Annotated in this window: 12 protein-coding genes and 2 pseudogenes; 3 read left to right on the forward strand and 11 right to left on the reverse strand. The window is 74.1% G+C overall.

What is annotated here, in order from left to right; translation table 11 throughout:
* The 5 genes and pseudogenes from DT057_RS28480 to DT057_RS28500 all read right to left on the reverse strand — a co-directional run.
* Positions 1-628, reverse strand: a 628-nt coding sequence (locus tag DT057_RS28480) for an SAM-dependent methyltransferase (protein WP_244937403.1), incomplete at its 3' end; no start/stop codon positions are given.
* On the reverse strand, positions 625-1521 hold the full coding sequence (lgt, locus tag DT057_RS28485) for a prolipoprotein diacylglyceryl transferase (RefSeq protein ID WP_128565463.1): 897 nt from the start codon (positions 1519-1521) through the stop codon (positions 625-627). The genes lgt and DT057_RS28480, both read right to left, overlap by 4 nt.
* Before the next feature lie 61 nt (positions 1522-1582).
* Positions 1583-3139, reverse strand: a pseudogene (gene ilvA / locus DT057_RS28490) (threonine ammonia-lyase, biosynthetic); the annotation flags it as partial.
* Between the two features lie 187 nt (positions 3140-3326).
* Positions 3327-4427: an AbrB family transcriptional regulator gene (locus tag DT057_RS28495; RefSeq protein WP_203236405.1), complete on the reverse strand. Its 1101-nt coding sequence runs from the start codon at positions 4425-4427 to the stop codon at positions 3327-3329.
* Between the two features lie 36 nt (positions 4428-4463).
* Complete coding sequence (locus tag DT057_RS28500) at positions 4464-5438, reverse strand: LysR substrate-binding domain-containing protein (RefSeq protein ID WP_128565454.1); 975 nt, start codon at positions 5436-5438, stop codon at positions 4464-4466.
* A 190-nt stretch (positions 5439-5628) separates the two neighbouring features.
* On the opposite strand from DT057_RS28500, the gene DT057_RS28505 reads away from it, so the two are divergent.
* Both DT057_RS28505 and DT057_RS28510 read left to right on the forward strand, forming a co-directional pair.
* Positions 5629-7218 carry a catalase gene (locus tag DT057_RS28505; protein WP_128565455.1) on the forward strand — a complete coding sequence of 530 codons (1590 nt, stop codon included), beginning with the start codon at positions 5629-5631 and terminating at the stop codon, positions 7216-7218.
* 209 nt (positions 7219-7427) lie between these two features.
* Complete coding sequence (locus DT057_RS28510) at positions 7428-7811, forward strand: RidA family protein (protein WP_128565456.1); 384 nt, start codon at positions 7428-7430, stop codon at positions 7809-7811.
* A gap of 4 nt (positions 7812-7815) precedes the next feature.
* Here DT057_RS28510 and DT057_RS28515 read toward each other — a convergent pair whose 3' ends face one another.
* The 6 genes from DT057_RS28515 to DT057_RS28540 all read right to left on the reverse strand — a co-directional run bounded on the left by DT057_RS28515 (position 7816) and on the right by DT057_RS28540 (position 15475).
* A complete protein-coding gene (locus DT057_RS28515) occupies positions 7816-8664 on the reverse strand; it encodes a metallophosphoesterase family protein (RefSeq protein WP_128565457.1) in 849 nt (282 codons plus the stop codon).
* 172 nt (positions 8665-8836) lie between these two features.
* Positions 8837-11038 carry a 3-hydroxyacyl-CoA dehydrogenase NAD-binding domain-containing protein gene (locus DT057_RS28520; protein WP_128565458.1) on the reverse strand — a complete coding sequence of 734 codons (2202 nt, stop codon included), beginning with the start codon at positions 11036-11038 and terminating at the stop codon, positions 8837-8839.
* Positions 11039-11138: 100 nt separating this feature from the next.
* Positions 11139-11639 (reverse strand): hypothetical protein, encoded by a 501-nt coding sequence (locus DT057_RS28525; RefSeq protein ID WP_128565459.1) that lies wholly within the window; start codon positions 11637-11639, stop codon positions 11139-11141.
* Positions 11640-11654: 15 nt separating this feature from the next.
* Entirely contained in the window at positions 11655-12863 is a 1209-nt protein-coding gene (locus DT057_RS28530; protein ID WP_128565460.1) for an acetyl-CoA C-acetyltransferase, read from the reverse strand.
* 151 nt (positions 12864-13014) lie between these two features.
* Positions 13015-14805: an acyl-CoA dehydrogenase C-terminal domain-containing protein gene (locus DT057_RS28535; RefSeq protein ID WP_128565461.1), complete on the reverse strand. Its 1791-nt coding sequence runs from the start codon at positions 14803-14805 to the stop codon at positions 13015-13017.
* Positions 14806-15016: 211 nt separating this feature from the next.
* Entirely contained in the window at positions 15017-15475 is a 459-nt protein-coding gene (locus DT057_RS28540) for a MerR family transcriptional regulator (protein WP_128565462.1), read from the reverse strand.
* Between the two features lie 527 nt (positions 15476-16002).
* On the opposite strand from DT057_RS28540, the pseudogene DT057_RS28545 reads away from it, so the two are divergent.
* Positions 16003-18158 (forward strand): annotated as a pseudogene (locus DT057_RS28545) (SEL1-like repeat protein); the annotation flags it as partial.

Below are 18158 nucleotides of genomic sequence, written 5' to 3' on the forward strand. Positions count from 1 at the left end.
GCGCGGCGCCCTCGCGGCCGGGCGCGGCGAGCTCGGGCGTCGGCTCCGGGCTCAGCCCGAACGCCAGGGCGCCGCCGGGCCCGAGGCCCACCCGGCGCTCGCACCAGCCGCGGGCCGTGCGCTGGTACTGGCGCACCGGCAGGGCGTCGAAGAACTCGTTGGCCAGGATCACGGCCGGGCCGTCCGGGAGCGTGTCGACGGAATCGTGCCAGGAGACCGGGGCGTGCCGGCCGGCGAGCGCCCGCGCCTGGGCCTCCCGCAGCACCGGGCTGGTCTCGACGAGGTGCAGGTCGAGGGCGGCCGCGCAGGCCGGGGCGGCGGCCCGGATGGCGCGGAGCGCGTCCGCCATCAGGGTGCCGCGGCCGGGGCCGAGCTCGACCAGGCGCACGGGGGCGGGCCGCCCGAGCCCGTGCCAGACCTCGGCGGCCCAGAGGCCGAGCAGCTCGCCGAAGATCTGGCTGATCTCGGGCGCGGTGGTGAAGTCGCCGGCGGCGCCCAAGGGATCCCGGGTGCGGTAGTAGCCGTGCACGGGGTGGCCGAGGCAGAGCGCCATGTAGCGCTCGACCGAGATCGGCCCCTCGAGGGCGATCAGCCGGCGCAACTCCGCGAGGAGCGGCGTCCCGCTCACGCCGAGCGCGCCTCCGGCTCGGCGGCCTCCCGCTCCAGGCGCGGCCGGGGCCGGGTGTCGCCCCGCAGGGCGCGGACCACGAAGACGAGCCCGACCACCACCATGGGCAGGCAGAGCAGCATCCCCATGGTGACGCCGCCGCCCAGCGCCCCGACCCCCGAGCCGAACAGGAACCCGAGCTGCGGGTCCGGCTCGCGGAACACCTCGCAGGCCGTGCGGGCGACCGCGTAGCCGAGCACGAACAGGCCGCCGAGCAGCCCGGGCCTGCGGAAGCCGAAGCGCCGGACCGCGAGCGCCATGAGGCAGAACAGCAGCAGGCCCTCCGTGGCGGCCTCGTAGAGCTGGCTCGGGTGGCGCGGCACCGGGCCGCCGCTCGGGAACGCGATGGCGTAGGCGAAGTCCGGCGCCGCGCGGCCCCAGAGCTCGCCGTTGACGAAGTTAGCGACGCGGCCGAAGAACAGGCCGATCGGCACCACCACGGCGGCGAGGTCGAGCATGGCGTACCCGTTGAGGCCGCGCCGGCGGGCGAAGAGCAGCAGGGCCAGCACGGCGCCGAGGAAGCCGCCGTGGAACGACATGCCGCCGCGCCAGATCGCCAGGATCTCGGCCGGGTGCGAGAGATAGGCCGCGAGGTTGTAGAACAGCACGTAGCCGATGCGCCCGCCGAGCACGACGCCGAGCGCGACCCAGACGATCAGGTCGTCGATGTCGGCGGCGGTGGGGCGCCGGACGGAGCCCCAGAGCCCCGGCGCGGCGACGAGGCGCTTGGCGTAGTACCAGCCGCCCACCAGCCCGACGATGTAGGCGAGCGCGTACCACTTGATCTGGAGCGGGCCGATCGCGATGGCGACCGGATCGATGGCGGGGAAGGGGAGGGCGAGGAGCGGCGGCATCGGGCGGCAGAGGTGAACCCGCACTGGGGCGGCGTCAAGGCGGCGCGCGCGCCAGGGCGGGTCACGCCGCCGGGGCCGCCTCCGGCGCCGGCGCCCCGAGCTGGCCGGCGAGGAAGAGCCGGTAGGCCGGGTTCTCGGTCTCGTCGTGGTAGGGATAGGCCAGGTCCTCGAGCGCCGCCGTGAAGCGGGCCCGCTCGCCCTCCGGCACCTGGATGCCGGCCAGCACCCGGCCGTAATCGGCGCCGTGGTTGCGGTAGTGGAACAGCGAGATGTTCCAGACGTCGCCGAGGCTGTCGAGGAACTTGAGCAGGGCGCCGGGCCGCTCCGGGAACTCGAAGCGCAGCAGGCGCTCGTCGGCGAGGCCCGGCACCCGGCCGCCCACCATGTAGCGGACGTGGACCTTGGCCATCTCGTTGTCGGAGAGGTCGAGCACCGGGTAGCCGCGCTCGGTCAGGCCCGCGACGAGGGCCCGCTTCTCGGCCGCGCCGCCGGCGAGCTGCACGCCGACGAAGATGTGGGCGTCGGCCCCTTGCGCGTAGCGGTAGTTGAACTCCGTGATGGCGCGCCGGCCGAGGGCCTCGATGAAGGCCCGGTAGCTCCCGGTCCGCTCCGGGATGGTGACGGCGAGCAGCACCTCGCGGCGCTCGCCCAGCTCCGCCCGCTCGGCGATATGGCGCAGCCGGTCGAAGTTCAGGTTGGCGCCGCTGTTGATCGCGATCAGGGCGCCGGTGCCGGCGGCGCCGCGGGCCGCGTACTCCTTCAGGCCCGCCACCGCCAGCGCGCCCGAGGGCTCGGACATCGCCCGCGTGTCGTCGAACACGTCCTTGACGGCGGCGCAGATCGCGTCGGTGTCGACCGTGATCACGCCGTCGAGGTACTGGCGGCAGAGCCGGAAGGTCTCGGCGCCGGCCTGGCGCACCGCCACGCCGTCGGCGAACAGCCCGACCTGGTCGAGCACCACCCGCTCGCCGGCCTTGAGCGCCGCCGCCATGCCGGCGGCGTCCTCGGGCTCGACGCCGATGACCTTGGTCTCCGGCCGCAGGAACTTGACGAAGGTGGCGATGCCGGCCGCGAGCCCGCCGCCGCCGATGGGCACGAAGACCGCCTCGATCGGCCCGGAATGCTGGTGCAGGATCTCCATGCCGATCGTGCCCTGGCCGGCGATCACGTCGGGGTCGTCGTAGGGATGGATGAAGGTCAGGCCCTGCGCGGCCTCGAGCTCCTTGGCGTGCGCGAAGGCCTCGTCGAAGGCGTCGCCGTGCAGCACCACCTGGCCGCCGCGGGACCGGACGCCCTCGACCTTGATGGCCGGCGTCGTGCGGGGCATCACGATGATCGCGGTGACGCCGAGCTTGGCGGCCGCGAGCGCCACCCCTTGCGCGTGGTTGCCGGCCGAGGCGCAGATCACCCCGCGGTCGAGGGCCTCGACGGGCAGGCCCGCCATCTTGTTGTAGGCGCCCCGCAGCTTGAAGGAGAAGACCGGCTGCAGGTCCTCGCGCTTGAGGAGGACGCGCGCGCCGAGCCGCTGCGTCAGCCGCGGCATCGGGTCGAGGGGGCTCTCGATGGCGACGTCGTAGACGCGGGCGGACAGGATCTTCCTGATGTAGTCGTGCAAGGGCTCGCGCGTCCGACGCTCGTTTGGGGGGCGCCCCGCGGCGCTCCGGTTCCCGAAGGCCCGGGGATACCCCGTTTCGGGCCGCGAGGCGAGCTTGCCCGTGGCCCCGGAGCCTCACCGGGCGTCCCGCCCGAGGGGACGGGAGACCCCGTCGGAGCCGGGGCACCGCCCTCACGGGGCGGCACCGCCCTTACGGGGCGGCGGCACCGCCCTCCGGCACGGGTGCGGCCCGCGCGATCCACCTGGCGACGAGGGGCCCGGTGATCAGCACCACGAGGAGGCGCAGGGTCTGGACCGCGAGCACGAACGACACGTCGGCGTTCGAGCCGACCGCGATGATCGCCACGGAATCGAGGCCCCCCGGGCTGGTGGCGAGGTAGGCGGTGAGGAGGTCGATGGGCAGGAGGAAGGTCAGGCCCCAGGCCCAGGCGCCGCAGAGCCCGATCAGCCCGAGCGTCGCCGCGAGCACGCCCGGGAGGGCGTGGAGCGTCGCCCGCACGGTCGCGGGCGTGAAGCGCAGGCCGACCGTCCAGCCGATGCCCGCGTACGCGAGGGCGAGCAGCCAGGAGGGCAGCGCCATGCTGGCGAGCCCGGTGGCGTGCAGGCTCGCCCCGATGACGAGGGGGCCCATCATGGCGCCGGCCGGCACCCGCAGCCGCCGGCCGAGCCAGCCGCCCAGGCCCGCGACCGCCAGGGTGGCGAGGACCGCGAGGGGGGCCGGCTCCATGCCGGCGCCGGGCGCCGGGCCGCCGCCGACGACGAGGAGGCGCGCCACCACCGAGGCGGTGAGGGCCACGCAGGCGACGCGGACGTACTGCATGAAGGCGACGAGCCGCGGGTCGGCGCCGAACTCCTCGGCCATCGCCACCATGGCGGAGGCGCCGCCCGGGGACGAGCCCCAGGCCGCGGTGGTGCCGGGCAGGAGCCGGGCGCGCGTCAGGATCCAGCCGGTGGCCGCCGCCGCCGCCACGGTCACCCCCACCACCGCCAGGATCAGGACGCCGTCCTCCATCAGCGTCGCCGCGATCGAGGCGTTGACCGCGTGGGCGACGAGGCAGCCGATCAGCGCCTGGGCGGCCTGGAAGCCGAGCTTCGGCACCCGGATCGTCGCGCCCCGGACCCCGAACGCGATGCCGGCCAGCATCGGGCCGAGCAGCAGGGCCGCCGGGAAGCCGGCGGCGTGGAACAGGGCCGCCAGCACGGCCGAGGCGGCCAGGAGGCCGCCCCACTGCGCCGCCCCGCGGAGGGGCGAGCGGCGCGGGTCCGGCAGGGCGGCGTTCATGGCGGTCATCGGGGGTTCGCGGCGTCCGGCGGGCTCTCCCCCGGGCTATACGGGAATCGGGCCAACGTCGTGGCGCGCAGGGCTCGCGGGGGCGTCGAGGGGGTGCCCGCAGGGCAGCGTTGCGCCCGGCGCATGGGCGCGGAAGTACGCCGCCAGGCCGTCGAGGCCCCGCGCCCTCGGGTCGCTCGCCCGCCAGGCGAGCGCGATGGTGCGGCCCGGGCCGCCGGCGCCGAGGCGCCGGCAGACCGTCAGCCCCGTCGGATCGGGGCCGGAGGGCGCCGCGAGGGCGGGCAGGAGCGTGTAGCCGGCGCCCGCCGCCACCATCGAGCGCAGGGTCTCCAGGCTGGTGGCGTGGCGGCCCGCGCCGGGTCCGGCCCCGCAGGCGGCGACCGCCTGGTCGCGCAGGCAGTTGCCCTCGTCGAGGAGGAGCAGGCCGGGCCCCGCGAGGTCGACGGGGGCGGGCGCCTCGCCGCCCGCGAAGGCGTGGTCGGCCGGGCAGGCGAGGAGGAACGGCTCCTCGAACAGCGGCACCACCGTGAAGCCCGCCGGCGCGATCGGCAGCGAGACCAGGGCCGCGTCGAACCGCCCCTCCCGCAGGCCGTCGAGGATCTCGGCCGTGCGGCCCTCGCTGAGCGCCAGCGCGACGTCGGGGAACTCCTGGCGCAGGCCCCGCAGGACCTGCGGGAACAGGTAGGGGCCGAGGGTCTGGATCGCCGCGAGCAGCAGGCGGCCCGACAGCCGGCCGTCCTCCCCCTCCCGGGCGACGAGGAGGAGGCGCTGGGCCTCGGCCAGCACCAGGCGGGCCTGGCGCACCACGGCCTGGCCGGCCGGCGTCAGCAGCACCCGCCGGCTCGTGCGCTCGAACAGCACGATGCCGAGCGCCTCCTCGAGCTTGCGCACCTGGACGCTGAGCGTCGGCTGGCTGACGGCGCAGCGCTCCGCCGCCCGGCCGAAGTGGCTCTCCTCCGCCACCGCGACGGCGTACTCGAGGTCGCGGAGGGACAGGGCCGAGACTTTCATAGGCTCCGTCTATCAGACGTTTCGCAACGATGCATTTGTCATCGTGTCGCGATCGGCCCATAAGTTCGAGCCAGACCAGTTCCAGGGTCCTTGGGGCTGCCCCGGGGCGCCCCTATGTGAGCCGTGTCCCGTGCGGGCGCCCCCTTTCGGGGCGACGCGCCCCGCGCCCGTCCACGCCAGAGGAGTTCTCATGAGCGACCAACGCCCCGTCCTCACCACCCGCCAGGGCCACCCGGTCCGCGATAACCAGAGCATGCGCACGGTCGGTGAGAGGGGTCCGGCCACGCTCGAGAACTACCAGTTCATCGAGAAGATCACGCATTTCGACCGCGAGCGGATCCCCGAGCGGGTGGTCCACGCCCGCGGCGCCGGCGCCCACGGCTGGTTCGAGGCCTACGGCACGATCGGCGACGAGCCCGCCTCCACCTACACCCGCGCCCGCGTCCTCAACGAGACCGGCGTCAAGACCCCGATGTTCGTGCGCTTCTCCACCGTGGCGGGCGCCAAGGAGAGCCCCGAGACCGCCCGCGACCCGCGCGGCTTCGCGGTCAAGTTCAAGACCGTCGACGGCAACTGGGACCTCGTCGGCAACAACCTCAAGGTCTTCTTCATCCGGGACGCGATCAAGTTCCCGGACATGATCCACGCCTTCAAGCCCGACCCGGTGACCAACCGCCAGGAGGCTTGGCGCTTCTTCGACTTCGTGGCGATGCACCCGGAGTCGATCCACATGGTGACCTGGCTGAAGTCGCCCTGGGGCATCCCGGCCAACTACCGCGAGATGGAGGGCTCGGGCGTCAACACCTACAAGCTGGTCAACGACCAGGGCGTGGCGCACCTGTGCAAGTTCCACTGGATTCCCAAGCAGGGCGTGCGCAACCTGACCTCGGCGCAGGCCGAGGCGATCCAGGCCAAGAACGTCGGCCACGCGACGCAGGACCTCTACGACACCATCGCGGCCGGCAACTTCCCCGAGTGGGAGTTCGCGGTCCAGATCATGCCGGACGGGCCCAACGACCACCTGTCGTTCGACCCCCTCGACGACACGAAGCGCTGGCCCGAGGACCAGTTCCCGCTGCTGAAGTGCGGCCGCATGGTGCTCGACCGGGTGCCTGACAACTTCTTCGCCGACGTGGAGCAGTCGGCCTTCGGCACGGGCGTGCTCGTGGACGGCATCGACTTCTCGGACGACAAGATGCTCCAGGGCCGCACGCTGTCCTACTCGGACACGCAGCGCTACCGGGTCGGCCCGAACTACCTGCAGCTGCCGATCAACGCGCCGCAGCCGGGCGTGAAGGTGTACTCTAACCAGCGCGACGGCCAGATGACCTTCGGGGTCGACGGCACCGGTCCCAACCGGCACATCAACTACGAGCCGAGCACCCTGTCCGAGGGCCTGCGCGAGGCGCCCCGGCCCGCGCGCGAGTACCACCAGCCGGTGGAGGGCCAGCTCGGCCGCTACCAGACCAGCCGGACCGAGGACGACTACACCCAGGCCGGCAACCGCTACCGCTCGTTCGAGGCCTGGGAGCGCGACGACCTGATCGCGAACCTCGTCGCCGACATGAAGGAGTGCCCCGAGGCGATCCAGTTGCGGATGGTCTGGCACTTCTGGCACGCGGACGAGGATTACGGCCGCCGCGTCGCGGAGGGCGCCGGCATCGACCTCGAGAAGGCCAAGGCCCTGCCGCCCCTGCCGGGCCGCGCCGCGCCCCACAAGCGCCTCTCGGCCGAGACCTACACGGACGGCTCGCAGGCCCACAAGGTCGCGGCCGAGTAGGAAAGCCTCGCCGCCGGGCTCACGAGTGCCCGCGGCCCGAAGCTCGCGGCCGCGGCTCCTCCGAGGCCCCGCCCGGACCCGCCGTCCGGGCGGGGCCTCGTGCTCAGGCGGGGGAAGCGGGGTCCGGCCGCCGCGCGGCGGACCGGTTGCCCCTTCGTTCGAAAACGCTCTAGTCTCGCCGCGAAGGCAGGCGGAGCGGAGCCGGGGCGATGCGGCGGCGGATCGATGGGGGCTCCTCGTTCGAGCGCGACTACGGCTACGCGCGCGCCGTCGTGCAGAACGGCTTCGTGTTCGTGGCCGGCACCACCGGCTACGACTACGCCGCCATGACCCTGCCGGAGGCGGCCGGCGCCCAGGCGGAGGCCTGCTGGCGCACCATCGCGGGCGTGCTCGACGAGGCCGGCTCCGGCCTCGCCCACGTGGTGCGGGCGACCTACTACGTCACCGACCGGGCCGATTGCGAGGCCGTGCTCGCCGTCTGCGGCCGGGTGCTGCGCGAGGTCAGGCCGGCCGCGACGATCGTGGTGGTGGCAGGCCTGCTGCGGCCGGAGATGAAGGTCGAGATCGAGGTGACGGCGGCCCTGGCGGGCTGAGGCCTCACTCCTCGGCCGAGCAGCGGGCGGTGCCGGATTCGGCCGCGTCGCACCAGTCCCGGCCGGTCCACAGCCGCACCTGCACGGTGGCGATGCCGTTCTCCACCGTGATGCGGTTGTAGGCGTTGGGCTCGTTGCCGCGCAGGCGCGTGGAGGTGGCGGAGCCGGCCTGGACCGCGAGCAGGCGCCGGGCGCTCGCCGTGGCCTCCGGGCGGTCGATCTCGGCCCGGGGCGGGCCCGCAGCCCGCGGCTCGGCGAAGCGCGCGTAGCCCCGGTGCAGGTGGCCGGCGAGGGTCAGGCCGACGCCGTGGCGCTGGAAGGCCGCGAGCGCCTCGTCGGCGCGCCCGACGAGGCGGGCCGCCTCGTCCCAGGGCGGCGGCATGAACGGGTGGTGCGCCACCACGATGCGGAACAGCCCCGGCGGCAGGGCCGCGAGGCGCGCCTCCGTGCGGCGGATCTGCGCCCGGGTGATCTTGCCCTGCGACCAGTCGCGCTCGGGCGCCCAGGTCCGGACCGTGTTGAGGCCGATCACCGCGATCTCGTCGTCCTGGTAGACGGGCTCGGTCTCGGGCGCGATGTAGCGCCGGAAGCGGCGGAACGGATGGAAGAACCGCTGCCAGAGCCGGAACGGCGAGATGTCGTGGTTGCCCGGGACCGCGATCCAGGGCGGGGCGAGGCGGGCCAGGAAGGCACGGGCCTGCTCGTATTCCCGCGTCCTCGCCCGCATGGTGAAGTCGCCCGAGGCGACGACGAGGTCCGGCCGGTCCCGGTTGAGCTCCGCGACCAGCCCGTCGACCACGGCCGGATCGGTGCGGCCGAAATGCAGGTCGGAGATCTGGACGAGGCGCCTCATGGGCCGGGGCGCGGCTCGACGGGCAGGGCGGTCGCGGGCGGCAGGGACCTTCTCCGGGCCGGGGAAAACCTGCCGCCGAGGTAGGGCGGTCCGCCCCGCCGCGCCAGCGCGGCCGCCCGGTTTCCGGGCGGGCCCCGGCTCCGGGCGTCCCGGCCGGGGCGCGCCGGGGGGCTCAGGCCGCCTTCCGGGCCGCCTCGCCGTAGTAGGTCGCGCCCGTCTCCGCCATGGCGACGAGGGCCTGGGGCGGGGCGAAGCGGGCGCCGTGCCGCGCCTCGAGGTCCCGGCACAGGGCCACGAAGCGCGCGGCCCCCATGAAGTCGATGTAGGACAGCGCGCCCCCGGTGAAGGGCGCGAAGCCGAAGCCCAGGATCGAGCCGACGTCGGCCTCGCGCGGGTCGGTGACCACGCCCTCCGCCACCGTGCGGGCCGCCTCGAGCGCCTGCGTGGCGAGGAGGCGCGCCTTGAGGGCCGCGAAATCCACCGCGTCCGGGTCGAGGTGGATGTCCTGGAGGTCGCGCAGGCCCGGCCAGAGGCGCTTCTGGCCCTGCTCGGGGTAGTCGTAGAATCCCTTGCGGTTCTTGCGCCCGAGGCGGCCCTCCCGCTCCACGAGGGCGGTGAGCAGGCGCTCCTGGGTCGGGTTCACGGCGCCCTCGCCGGCCTGCGCCCGGGTGGCCTTGAGGATCTTGAGGCCGAGATCGACCCCGACCTCGTCGTTGAGCGAGAGCGGCCCGACCGGCATGCCGGCCTGCCGGCCGGCATTCTCGATCATCGCGGCCGGGACGCCCTCGGCCAGCATCAGGTGGCCCTCGAGGATGTAGGCCCCCACGCAGCGGTTGGCGAAGAACCCGCGGGCGTCGTTGACCACGATCGGCGTCTTCTTGATCGCCCGCACGTAGTCGAGGGCGACTGCCAGGGCCCGCTCGCCCGTGGCCCGGCCCATGATGATCTCGACCAGCATCATCTTCTCGACCGGCGAGAAGAAGTGGATGCCGACGAACTGCTCCGGGCGGCCTGAGGAGCCGGCGAGGCCGCTGATCGGCAGCGTCGAGGTGTTGGAGGCGAAGACGGCATCGGGCCCGATCACCGCCTCGACCTTGGCGATGACCTCGGCCTTGACCGCCGGGTCCTCGAACACCGCCTCGATCACGAGGTCGCAGCCGGCCAGGTCCCCGTAGGCGGCGCTCGCGCTGATGCGGGCGAGCAGGGCGTCCCGGTCGGCGGTCTTGGCGCGCCCCTTCATGATCTGGTCGGAGACGAGCTTGTGGGCGTAGGCCCTGCCCTTCTCGGCGGCCTCGGCCGACTGGTCGACCAGCACCACCTCCATGCCCGCCTGGGCGGTGACGTAGGCGATGCCCGCGCCCATGAAGCCGGCGCCGACGACGCCGACCTTGCGCAGCTGCGTCGGCCCGACGCCCTTCGGCCGGCGGGCGCCCTTGTTGAGCTCGCCCATGGACAGGAACAGCGTGCGGATCATCGCCGCGGCTTCCGTCGAGCGCAGGATCTTGGCGAAGTACCGGCTCTCGACCCGCAGCGCCAGGTCCATCGGGAGCTGCAGGCCCTCGTACACCGCGCCGAGGATCGCCTTCGCGGCCGGGTAGTTGTCGTGGGTCTCGCGCCGGTAGATGGCGTTGGCGGGCGGCCAGATCATCATGCCGGCCGGCGAGTACACCTTTCCGGAGGGCGCCTTGAACTTCGGCTGGTCCCAGGGCGCCACGGCCGAGCCGCCGGCCTTGATCCACGCGCGGGCCTGGTCGACGATCTCGGCCCGCGGCGCCACCGCGTGGACGAGGCCCATGTTGCGGGCCATGAGCGGGCGGATCTGCTCGCCCTTGAACAGCATCTGGAGCGCGTCGCCGGTCTGCATCAGGCGCGACACCCGCTGGGTGCCGCCGGCGCCGGGGAACAGCCCGACCTTGATCTCCGGCAGCCCGACCCGGGTCCTGTCGTCGTCCGACAGCACCCGGTGATGGCAGGCGAGCGCCAGCTCGAACGCCCCCCCGAGGCAGGTCCCGTGCACCGCCGCGGCGAATGGCTTCCCGCAGGTCTCGAGCTTGCGGTAGAGCAGGGAGAGCCGGCGCGATTCCTCGAAGAAGCGGCCCATCGCCTCCTCCTCGCCGCGCTCGGCCTTGAGGCGCGCGTACTCGGCGCCGAGCCCCTGGAGCATGGTCAGGTCGGCGCCGCCCGAGAAGGCGTCCTTGCCCGAGGTGACGACGCACCCCTTGACGGCCGGATCGGCCGCCACCGCCTCGATGATCTGCTGGAGATCGTCGATCACCTCCGGGGTGATCACGTTCATCGAGCGGCCGGGCATGTCCCAGGTCGCGAGCGCGATGCCGTCGGCATCGGTCTCGAAGCGGAAGGCGGTGAGGTTCATCGGGGCCTCGTGGGGCGTGGCACTGGGTCTTGAGACGTGGCGCCGGCACTCGGTGCTCGGCGCCGGCGCTTGGGGCGCCGGGGCTTGCGGCCGGCGCCGCTCAGGGCCTGGCGGGCGGCGGCGGCGCTCCGGGCGGCGGGGCGTCGCCCGGCTGCTGCGACAGGGCCGCGAGCGCGAGGAGGTTCATCATCCTGGTCACCGCGTCCTTGGTGATGGAGGTGACCATCGAGGTCGGGTCGGCGTTGAGCGCCTGGAACTTCTGGTAGACCGGGTCGTCGTAGATCTTCGCGAGCCGCGTCAGCTCGTCGGCGCTGAACGCCTGCGCGTACTCCTTGGAGAGCTGGTCGACGAGGGTGTCGCGCTCCTGCGCGAAGGTCCGGTCGAGCTCGGCCCGCATCGGGCCGGCCTTCTCGGCCGGCACCGACGCCAGGGTCTTCTCCTCGGCCTGCCGGAACGCGGCGCCGAGGTTGCGGGCGACCGTCTTCAGGACGATGTCGCGGGCGAGGGCGGCGCGGAAATCGTCGGCCCGGGCCCCGGGCGCGGCGGAGAGGATCAGGGCCAGCGCCGCCAGGAGCGCCCGGAGGGACAAGGTTCTCGGCATGCGGATTCCCTCAGGTCAGACGCGCTCGATGATCGTGGCGGTGCCCATGCCGGCGCCGATGCACAGCGTCACGAGGGCGGTCGCCTTCCCGGTGCGCTCGAGCTCGTCCAGCACCGTGCCGAGGATCATCGCCCCGGTGGCGCCGAGCGGGTGGCCCATCGCGATGGCGCCGCCGTTCACGTTGACGGCGTCGGGCCCGAGGTCGAACGCCTGGCGGAAGCGCAGCACCACCGAGGCGAAGGCCTCGTTGACCTCGAACAGGTCGATGTCGCCGACCTCCATGCCGGCGCGCCGGAGCACCTTGCGGGTCACGTCCACCGGCCCGGTGAGCATCAGGGCGGGGTCCGAGCCGATGTTGGCGAAGGCGCGGATGCGGGCGCGGGGCGTGAGGCCCGCGCCCGCGCCGGCATCCCTCGAGCCGATCAGCACCGCGGCGGCGCCGTCGACGATGCCCGACGAGTTGCCGGCGTGGTGGACGTGGTCGACCGCCTCGACGTCCGGATGGGCGTCGGTCGCCACCGCGTCGAAGCCGCCCATCTGGCCCATCTGCACGAAGGAGGGCTTGAGGGCGGCGAGCGACTGCATGTCGGTGCCGGGCCGCATGTGCTCGTCGCGGGCGAGCAGCGTCAGGCCGTTGATGTCGCGCACCGGCACGACGGAGTCCCGGAACCGGCCCTCCTCCCAGGAGCGGGCGGAGCGCGCCTGCGACTCGACCGCGTAGGCGTCGCAGGCGTCGCGGGAGAACCCGTACTTCGAGGCGATCAGGTCCGCCGAGACGCCCTGGGGCATGAAGTACGACTTGATGGCGATGGCCGGGTCCACCGGCCAGGCGCCGCCGGAGGCGCCGAGCCCGACGCGGCTCATCGACTCGACGCCGCCGCCGACCGTGAGGTCGTGCTGGCCGGCCATGACCTGGGCGGCCGCGAAGTTCACGGCGTCGAGGCCGGAGGCGCAGAAGCGGTTGATCTGCACGCCCGGGACGTGGTCGCCGTAATCGGCCACGAGGGCCGCCGCGCGGGCGATGTCGCCGCCGGCCTCGCCGACCGGGTCGACGCAGCCGAGCACGACGTCGTCGACGCGCGCCGTGTCGAGGCCGTTGCGGTCCCGGATGGCGCGCAGGGCCGTCTCGGCGAGGCGCAGGGCCGTGACCTCGTGCAGGGACCCGTCGGTCTTGCCGCGGCCGCGGGGCGTGCGGACGTGATCGTAGATGAAGGCGTCGGGCATGGGTGCTTCTTCCCGGGATGGTGCGGGCGGCCCCGGCGCGGGCCGGGGCGGCGGATCGGGGGGCGGAGCGGGCCCGCCTCGCGGCGAGGCCGGGCCGGCTCCGCCGCGGTCCGGGCGGGCCCGCGGGCGGGGACCCCGGGCCCGCGCGAGCCTAGAACATGTCCGCCGGCACCGCCATGACGGCGTCGGCGCCGGCCGAGATGCGGGCGAGCCGGGTCGCGGTCTCGGGCAGGACGCGCTCGACGTAGAAGCGGCCGGTGGCGAGCCTCGCGTCCATGCGGGCGACGGCGTGGCCGGCGGCCTTGCGGGCCGCGGCCGCCTTGGCGATGCGCGCCCACATGTAGCCCATGGCGACGAGCCCCATCAGGTGCATGTAGTCGGTGGCGCCGGCGCCGGCGTTGTCGGGCCTCGCCATGGCATTCTGCATCAGCCACATCGTGGCCTGCTGGAGGTGGCCCAGGGACTTGGCCAGGGGCGCCAGGAACGGCTTCAGGGCCTCGTCGTCGGCATTCTCCCGGGAGAAGGCCTCGACCTCGGAGAGGAAGCGCATCATCGCGCGGCCGCCGTCGCGGGGCAGCTTGCGGCCGACGAGGTCCATGGCCTGGATGCCGTTGGCGCCCTCGTAGATCTGGGCGATGCGGGCGTCGCGCACGAACTGCGACATGCCCCATTCCTCGACGTAGCCGTGGCCGCCGAACATCTGCTGGGCCTCGACCGCGTTGGCGAAGCCCCGATCCGTCAGCACGCCCTTCACGACGGGGGTCATCAGGCCCATGTGGTCGTCCGCGGCCTGGCGGGCCGCCGGGTCGTCGGAGCGGTGGGCGACGTCGGATTGCAGGGCGGTCCACAGCACGAGCGCCCGGGCGGCCTCGTTGAAGGCCCGGATGCCCATCAGGGCGCGGCGCACGTCCGGATGGACGATGATCGGGTCGGCGGGCTTGTCGGGCGCCGCGGCGCCGGTCAGGGCCCGGCCCTGGAGCCGGTCGCGGGCGTACGCGACGGCGTTCTGGTAGGCGACCTCGGACTGCCCGAGCCCCTGGATGCCCACCGCCAGGCGCGCCTCGTTCATCATCACGAACATGGCGTTGAGGCCGCGGTTGGCCTCGCCGACGAGCCAGCCCGTGGCGCCGTCGTAGTTCATGACGCAGGTCGCGTTGCCGTGGATGCCCATCTTGTGCTCGATGGAGCCGCAGGCCACGCCGTTGCGGCCGCCGGGCGAGCCGTCCGGGTTCAGCAGGATCTTCGGCACCACGAAGAGCGAGATGCCCTTGGTGCCCGCCGGCGCGCCCTCGATGCGGGCGAGCACCAAGTGGATGATGTTCTCCGACAGGTCGTGCTCGCCCGCCGAGATGAAGATCTTGGTGCCCGTGAGCGCGTAGGAGCCGTCGCCGTTGGGCACCGCCTTCGTCTTCAGGAGGCCGAGATCCGTGCCGCAATGCGGCTCGGTCAGGTTCATGGTCCCGGTCCAGGTGCCGTCGATCATCTTCGGCAGGTAGGCCCGCTTCTGCTGCTCGGTGCCGTGCACGAGCAGCGCCGCCATGGCGCCCTGGGTCAGGCCCGGATACATCCCGAGCGCGAGGTTCGCGCCGGAGACGAATTCCTGGATCACGCTGTTCAGCGCGTGGGGCAGACCCTGCCCGCCGTACTCGGCCGGCATCGACAGGCCCATCCAGCCGCCGCCCGCGTAGGCGTCGTAGCCGGCCTTGAAGCCCTTCGGGGTGGTCACGCGGCCGTCCGGGTGCCGGGTGCAGCCCTCGACGTCGCCCGCGCGGTTGAGGGGGGCCAGCACCTCCTCGCACAGCTTCGCGCCCTCGCCGACGACGGCCTCGACCACGTCGGGGGTCGCGTCGGCGAAGCCCGGCAGGGTGTTGTAGCGCTCGATCCCGAACACGTCGTTCAGGAGAAACAGCACCTCCTCGACCGGCGCCTTGTAGCTCGGCATGCGTCCCTGCTCCCACGGTCCCTGCCGCGGCCGTCCCGCCGCGAGATAGTTCACATCTAAACTATCTCGCGGCCGAACGGAAGAGGGTCGGCGCGCTCGCCGGAGCGTCGGCGCGCCGCGCACGCCGGACTCCCGGGCCGGGCCGCAGGGTCGAGGGAGCGCCGGTGCCGAGGCCGGCCGGGGGCCCGGCGCTCGGCCGCCGCGGCGGCGCTCAGGCGCTGGCGACGGGCTTGCCGTAGCCGCGCAGGGCGTCGAGGGCGCGCTCGATCTCGGCCTTCTGGTTCTCCAGGTGGGCGATCTGCTCGGCGACCTGGGTCGGCGAGAGCGACAGGGTCGGGCCGGCATTCGGGTCGACGAGCTCGTCGCCGTCGACCATCGCGGAAATCTCCCGGAGGGTGAAGCCGAGCTCCTTGCCCCGCAGGATCGTGGCGAGGCGGGAGCGGTCCTCCTCGGTGTAGAGGCGCGTCGTGCCCCGGCGCTGCGGATGCAGCAGGCCCTTGGCCTCGTAGAAGCGCAGCGCCCGCAGCGTCACGCCGAACTCGTCCGCCAGGTCGCCGATGGTCAGCGTGGCCGGAGCCGCGTGGCGGCCCTGGCGGCCAGACCGCGGGGTCCCGACCCCGGCGCGGCCCGAGGCCGACCTGTTCACCTCGGTCTGACGGTCATAAGCCATGGCTGTTCCCCCGTTGAACCCGTGCGCTCGCCGCGTCGGCCTTCCGTCGCCATCGGACGCACCATGACACAAAGAAGGTCATTTGACCTACCTAAGGGAAAGGTAACGTCAACTTGAGCGTGTGTTACTTACGGTTAAACCTCATGATGGTCAGAGGCTTAGAGAGAAAAATCCTTAACCGTTACGACACGTGAAAGCGGGGTTCCACGGGGGTCGCGGTAGCGGAAACACCGGATCGCTCGCGCTTGGGTTGTGAGCAAAAAAAATTCAAATCACCTAGCGGGAGCCGGCGACGGGCGCGCCCCCGGGGGTAGCGGCGCCGGGCGGCCGCTCCGCGGCCGGCCCTTAACAGCTTGTTTACCCTAAACTTCGAAAGTCGCCGGCAGGGCCTTCGGGCGCTCCGCCGACGACCAATTCTCTCAAGGGTTCCGGCGGGCGCCCCGCACCCATCCCGCTGAACCGCACCGGTGCAGCGCCCGCGCCGTCCCGCTGTCCCGACGCAGTCCCCCTCAGTGCAGAGCCCGCTCATGAGACGGAACGCCACCCCGAGCCTCGACGCCTTCGATCCCGACCTGCGGGAGGCCGCGCGCGAGGCGGCGCAGCGCGCCGGCATGTCGGTCGAGGAGTGGCTCGCGGCGGCGGTCTCGGAGGGCACGGCGCGCTCGGGCGGGCGGGGCGGGCGGCCTCCGGGACACGCCGCGCCGCGCGGTCGGCCCCCGGGAGGGCAACCCCCGGGCGGTGGCCCGGGCCGGGCCGCCGAGCGCGGCTGGCACCCGGCCGGGGAGGCGGGGCACCGGGACGGCGACAAGGGCGGCCGCGGCCGCGCCGGCCGCGGCGCGGAGGCGCGCTGGCCCGCCCCGGCGCCGACAATCGATCCGAGCGTGGCCGAGGCGGTCTCCGCCATGACGCGCCGCCTCGACGAGATCGACCGCCGCCTGAGCGAGACCCGCGACGCCGCGGGCCAGGCGGTCGCGAAGGCGGTCGAGGGCATCGAGACCCGGCTGAGCGAGACGCTGCGCAGCGGCGCCGAGCCCGCCCGCGTCGACACTCTTCTGCGCGAGTTCGAGCAGCGCATCGCGGAACTCGGCGAGCGCCTCTCGGCGCCCGGCGAGCGCCTCTCGGCGCCGGGGCGCCGCCGGGTCCGCCCGGTGCAGGAGGACCTGAAGGCCGCCGTGGCCGAGATCCGCCGGCGCCAGCAGCAGCTTGACGGCGACGCGGCCGGCGCCGCGGACGCCGCCGCTGAATCCGGCGGCGGTTCGCCGCGGGACCCCGACCGCGCGGCCGAGACCGCGGGAGCCGGGGCGGGCGCGCTCTCGCCGGCCATCGCGGGCCTCCAGGCCGAGACCACGCGCCTGCGCGACTCGGTCGGCGGGCTCGCCACGAGCGGCGACGTCGGCACCCTGGAGCAGGCCGTCCGCACCCTGACGGACGAGGTCCAGCGGGCGCGCGAGCCCGCCGACCTCGCGGCGATCGCCGGTCCCATCGACCTGATGCGGGTCCAGGTCGGGCGCCTCGCCGACGAGGTCGCGGCCAACGTCCACGCCCGCGTGACCCAGGACGTCGAGCGCCTGGCCCGGCAGGTCGACGGCGCGCTCGGCGTGCAGCGCACCGGCGGCCTCGCCGACCGCGACGCGGTCTCGAAGCTGTTCCGCGAGCTCGACGACATCCGCGGCCAGATCGCGACCCTGGCCGACCCGGCCCGGATCCAGAGCCTGGCCCATTCCGTGAACGAGCTCACCGAGACGGTGGCCTCGCTCGGCGCCAGCATGGTCGGCAACCGTCCCCTCATGGACGAGCTGAAGCCCCTCCTCGAGGAGATCCGCAGCGGGCTCCGGAGCCCGGGCCAGGCGGGCGCGCCGGCCCTCGCCAAGGGCATCGCCGACCTCGACCGCAAGCTCGACGACATGCGGGCCGAGACGGCGGCGCGGGCCTCGGGCGACCTGCCCGACGCCTCGGGCGACATCCTCGGGCGGATCGACGCCCTCTCGGCCAAGGTCGACCAGGTCACCGCCGTGAACCCGGTCGGCGACGTGATGGAGCGCCTCGAGCAGATCGGCGAGTCGCTGCGCCGGCCGCCGGTGCCGGGCGACGATCTCGCGTCGATCCACGGCATGCTGCGGGGCCTGGCCGAGAAGCTCGACCGCGTCGGGCAGGGCGTCGGGGGCGACGCCCTCGACGGGCTGGAGAAGCAGGTGCTGGCGCTCGCCCGCCGGATCGACACCCGCGGCAGCGATCCGGCCCTGGCCGGCCTCGAGCGCACCATGGGCGACCTCCTGGCCCAGGTCGCGCTCCTGCGGGACGAGGCCCCGCTCCAGGCCGCGGTCGAGCGCGCGGCCCGCAGCGCCGTCGCCGACACGATCGGGGCGGGACGCGAGGGCCGGGCCGGGGCCGATCCGGCCGGGATGGACGTCCTGCAGGCGACGCTCGCGGACCTGAAGGCGCAGCAGGCCGCCTGCGACAAGCGGCTCCAGGCCACGATGGAGGGCGTCCACGGCGCCCTCGAGCGGCTGGTGGGCCGCCTGAGCCAGATCGAGACGGAGCGCCGCCCGGAGGAGCCCCGGACCCAGGCCGGTACCCTGTCGATCGGCCCGCGCCGCCGGGACACCGGCCGCGGCGGCCTCCGGGAGGCCCTGCCGGAGGGCGCCGCCCCGCCCGAGCGCGCCCCGCGCCGGCCGGAGGCGTC

It is taken from the genome of Methylobacterium crusticola, assembly GCF_003574465.1.
GTDB classification, from domain to species: Bacteria; Pseudomonadota; Alphaproteobacteria; order Rhizobiales; family Beijerinckiaceae; genus Methylobacterium; species Methylobacterium crusticola.

Coding starts and splice junctions, on each gene's coding strand:
- lgt (WP_128565463.1), bottom strand. CDS start 1,521: ATGCCGCCGCTCCTCGCCCTCCCCTTCCCCGCCATCGATCCGGTCGCC.
- DT057_RS28525 (WP_128565459.1), bottom strand. CDS start 11,639: ATGCCGAGAACCTTGTCCCTCCGGGCGCTCCTGGCGGCGCTGGCCCTG.
- DT057_RS28515 (WP_128565457.1), bottom strand. CDS start 8,664: ATGAGGCGCCTCGTCCAGATCTCCGACCTGCATTTCGGCCGCACCGAT.
- DT057_RS28540 (WP_128565462.1), bottom strand. CDS start 15,475: ATGGCTTATGACCGTCAGACCGAGGTGAACAGGTCGGCCTCGGGCCGC.
- DT057_RS28535 (WP_128565461.1), bottom strand. CDS start 14,805: ATGCCGAGCTACAAGGCGCCGGTCGAGGAGGTGCTGTTTCTCCTGAAC.
- DT057_RS28505 (WP_128565455.1), top strand. CDS start 5,629: ATGAGCGACCAACGCCCCGTCCTCACCACCCGCCAGGGCCACCCGGTC.
- DT057_RS28530 (WP_128565460.1), bottom strand. CDS start 12,863: ATGCCCGACGCCTTCATCTACGATCACGTCCGCACGCCCCGCGGCCGC.
- DT057_RS28500 (WP_128565454.1), bottom strand. CDS start 5,438: ATGAAAGTCTCGGCCCTGTCCCTCCGCGACCTCGAGTACGCCGTCGCG.
- DT057_RS28520 (WP_128565458.1), bottom strand. CDS start 11,038: ATGAACCTCACCGCCTTCCGCTTCGAGACCGATGCCGACGGCATCGCG.
- DT057_RS28510 (WP_128565456.1), top strand. CDS start 7,428: ATGCGGCGGCGGATCGATGGGGGCTCCTCGTTCGAGCGCGACTACGGC.
- DT057_RS28495 (WP_203236405.1), bottom strand. CDS start 4,427: ATGACCGCCATGAACGCCGCCCTGCCGGACCCGCGCCGCTCGCCCCTC.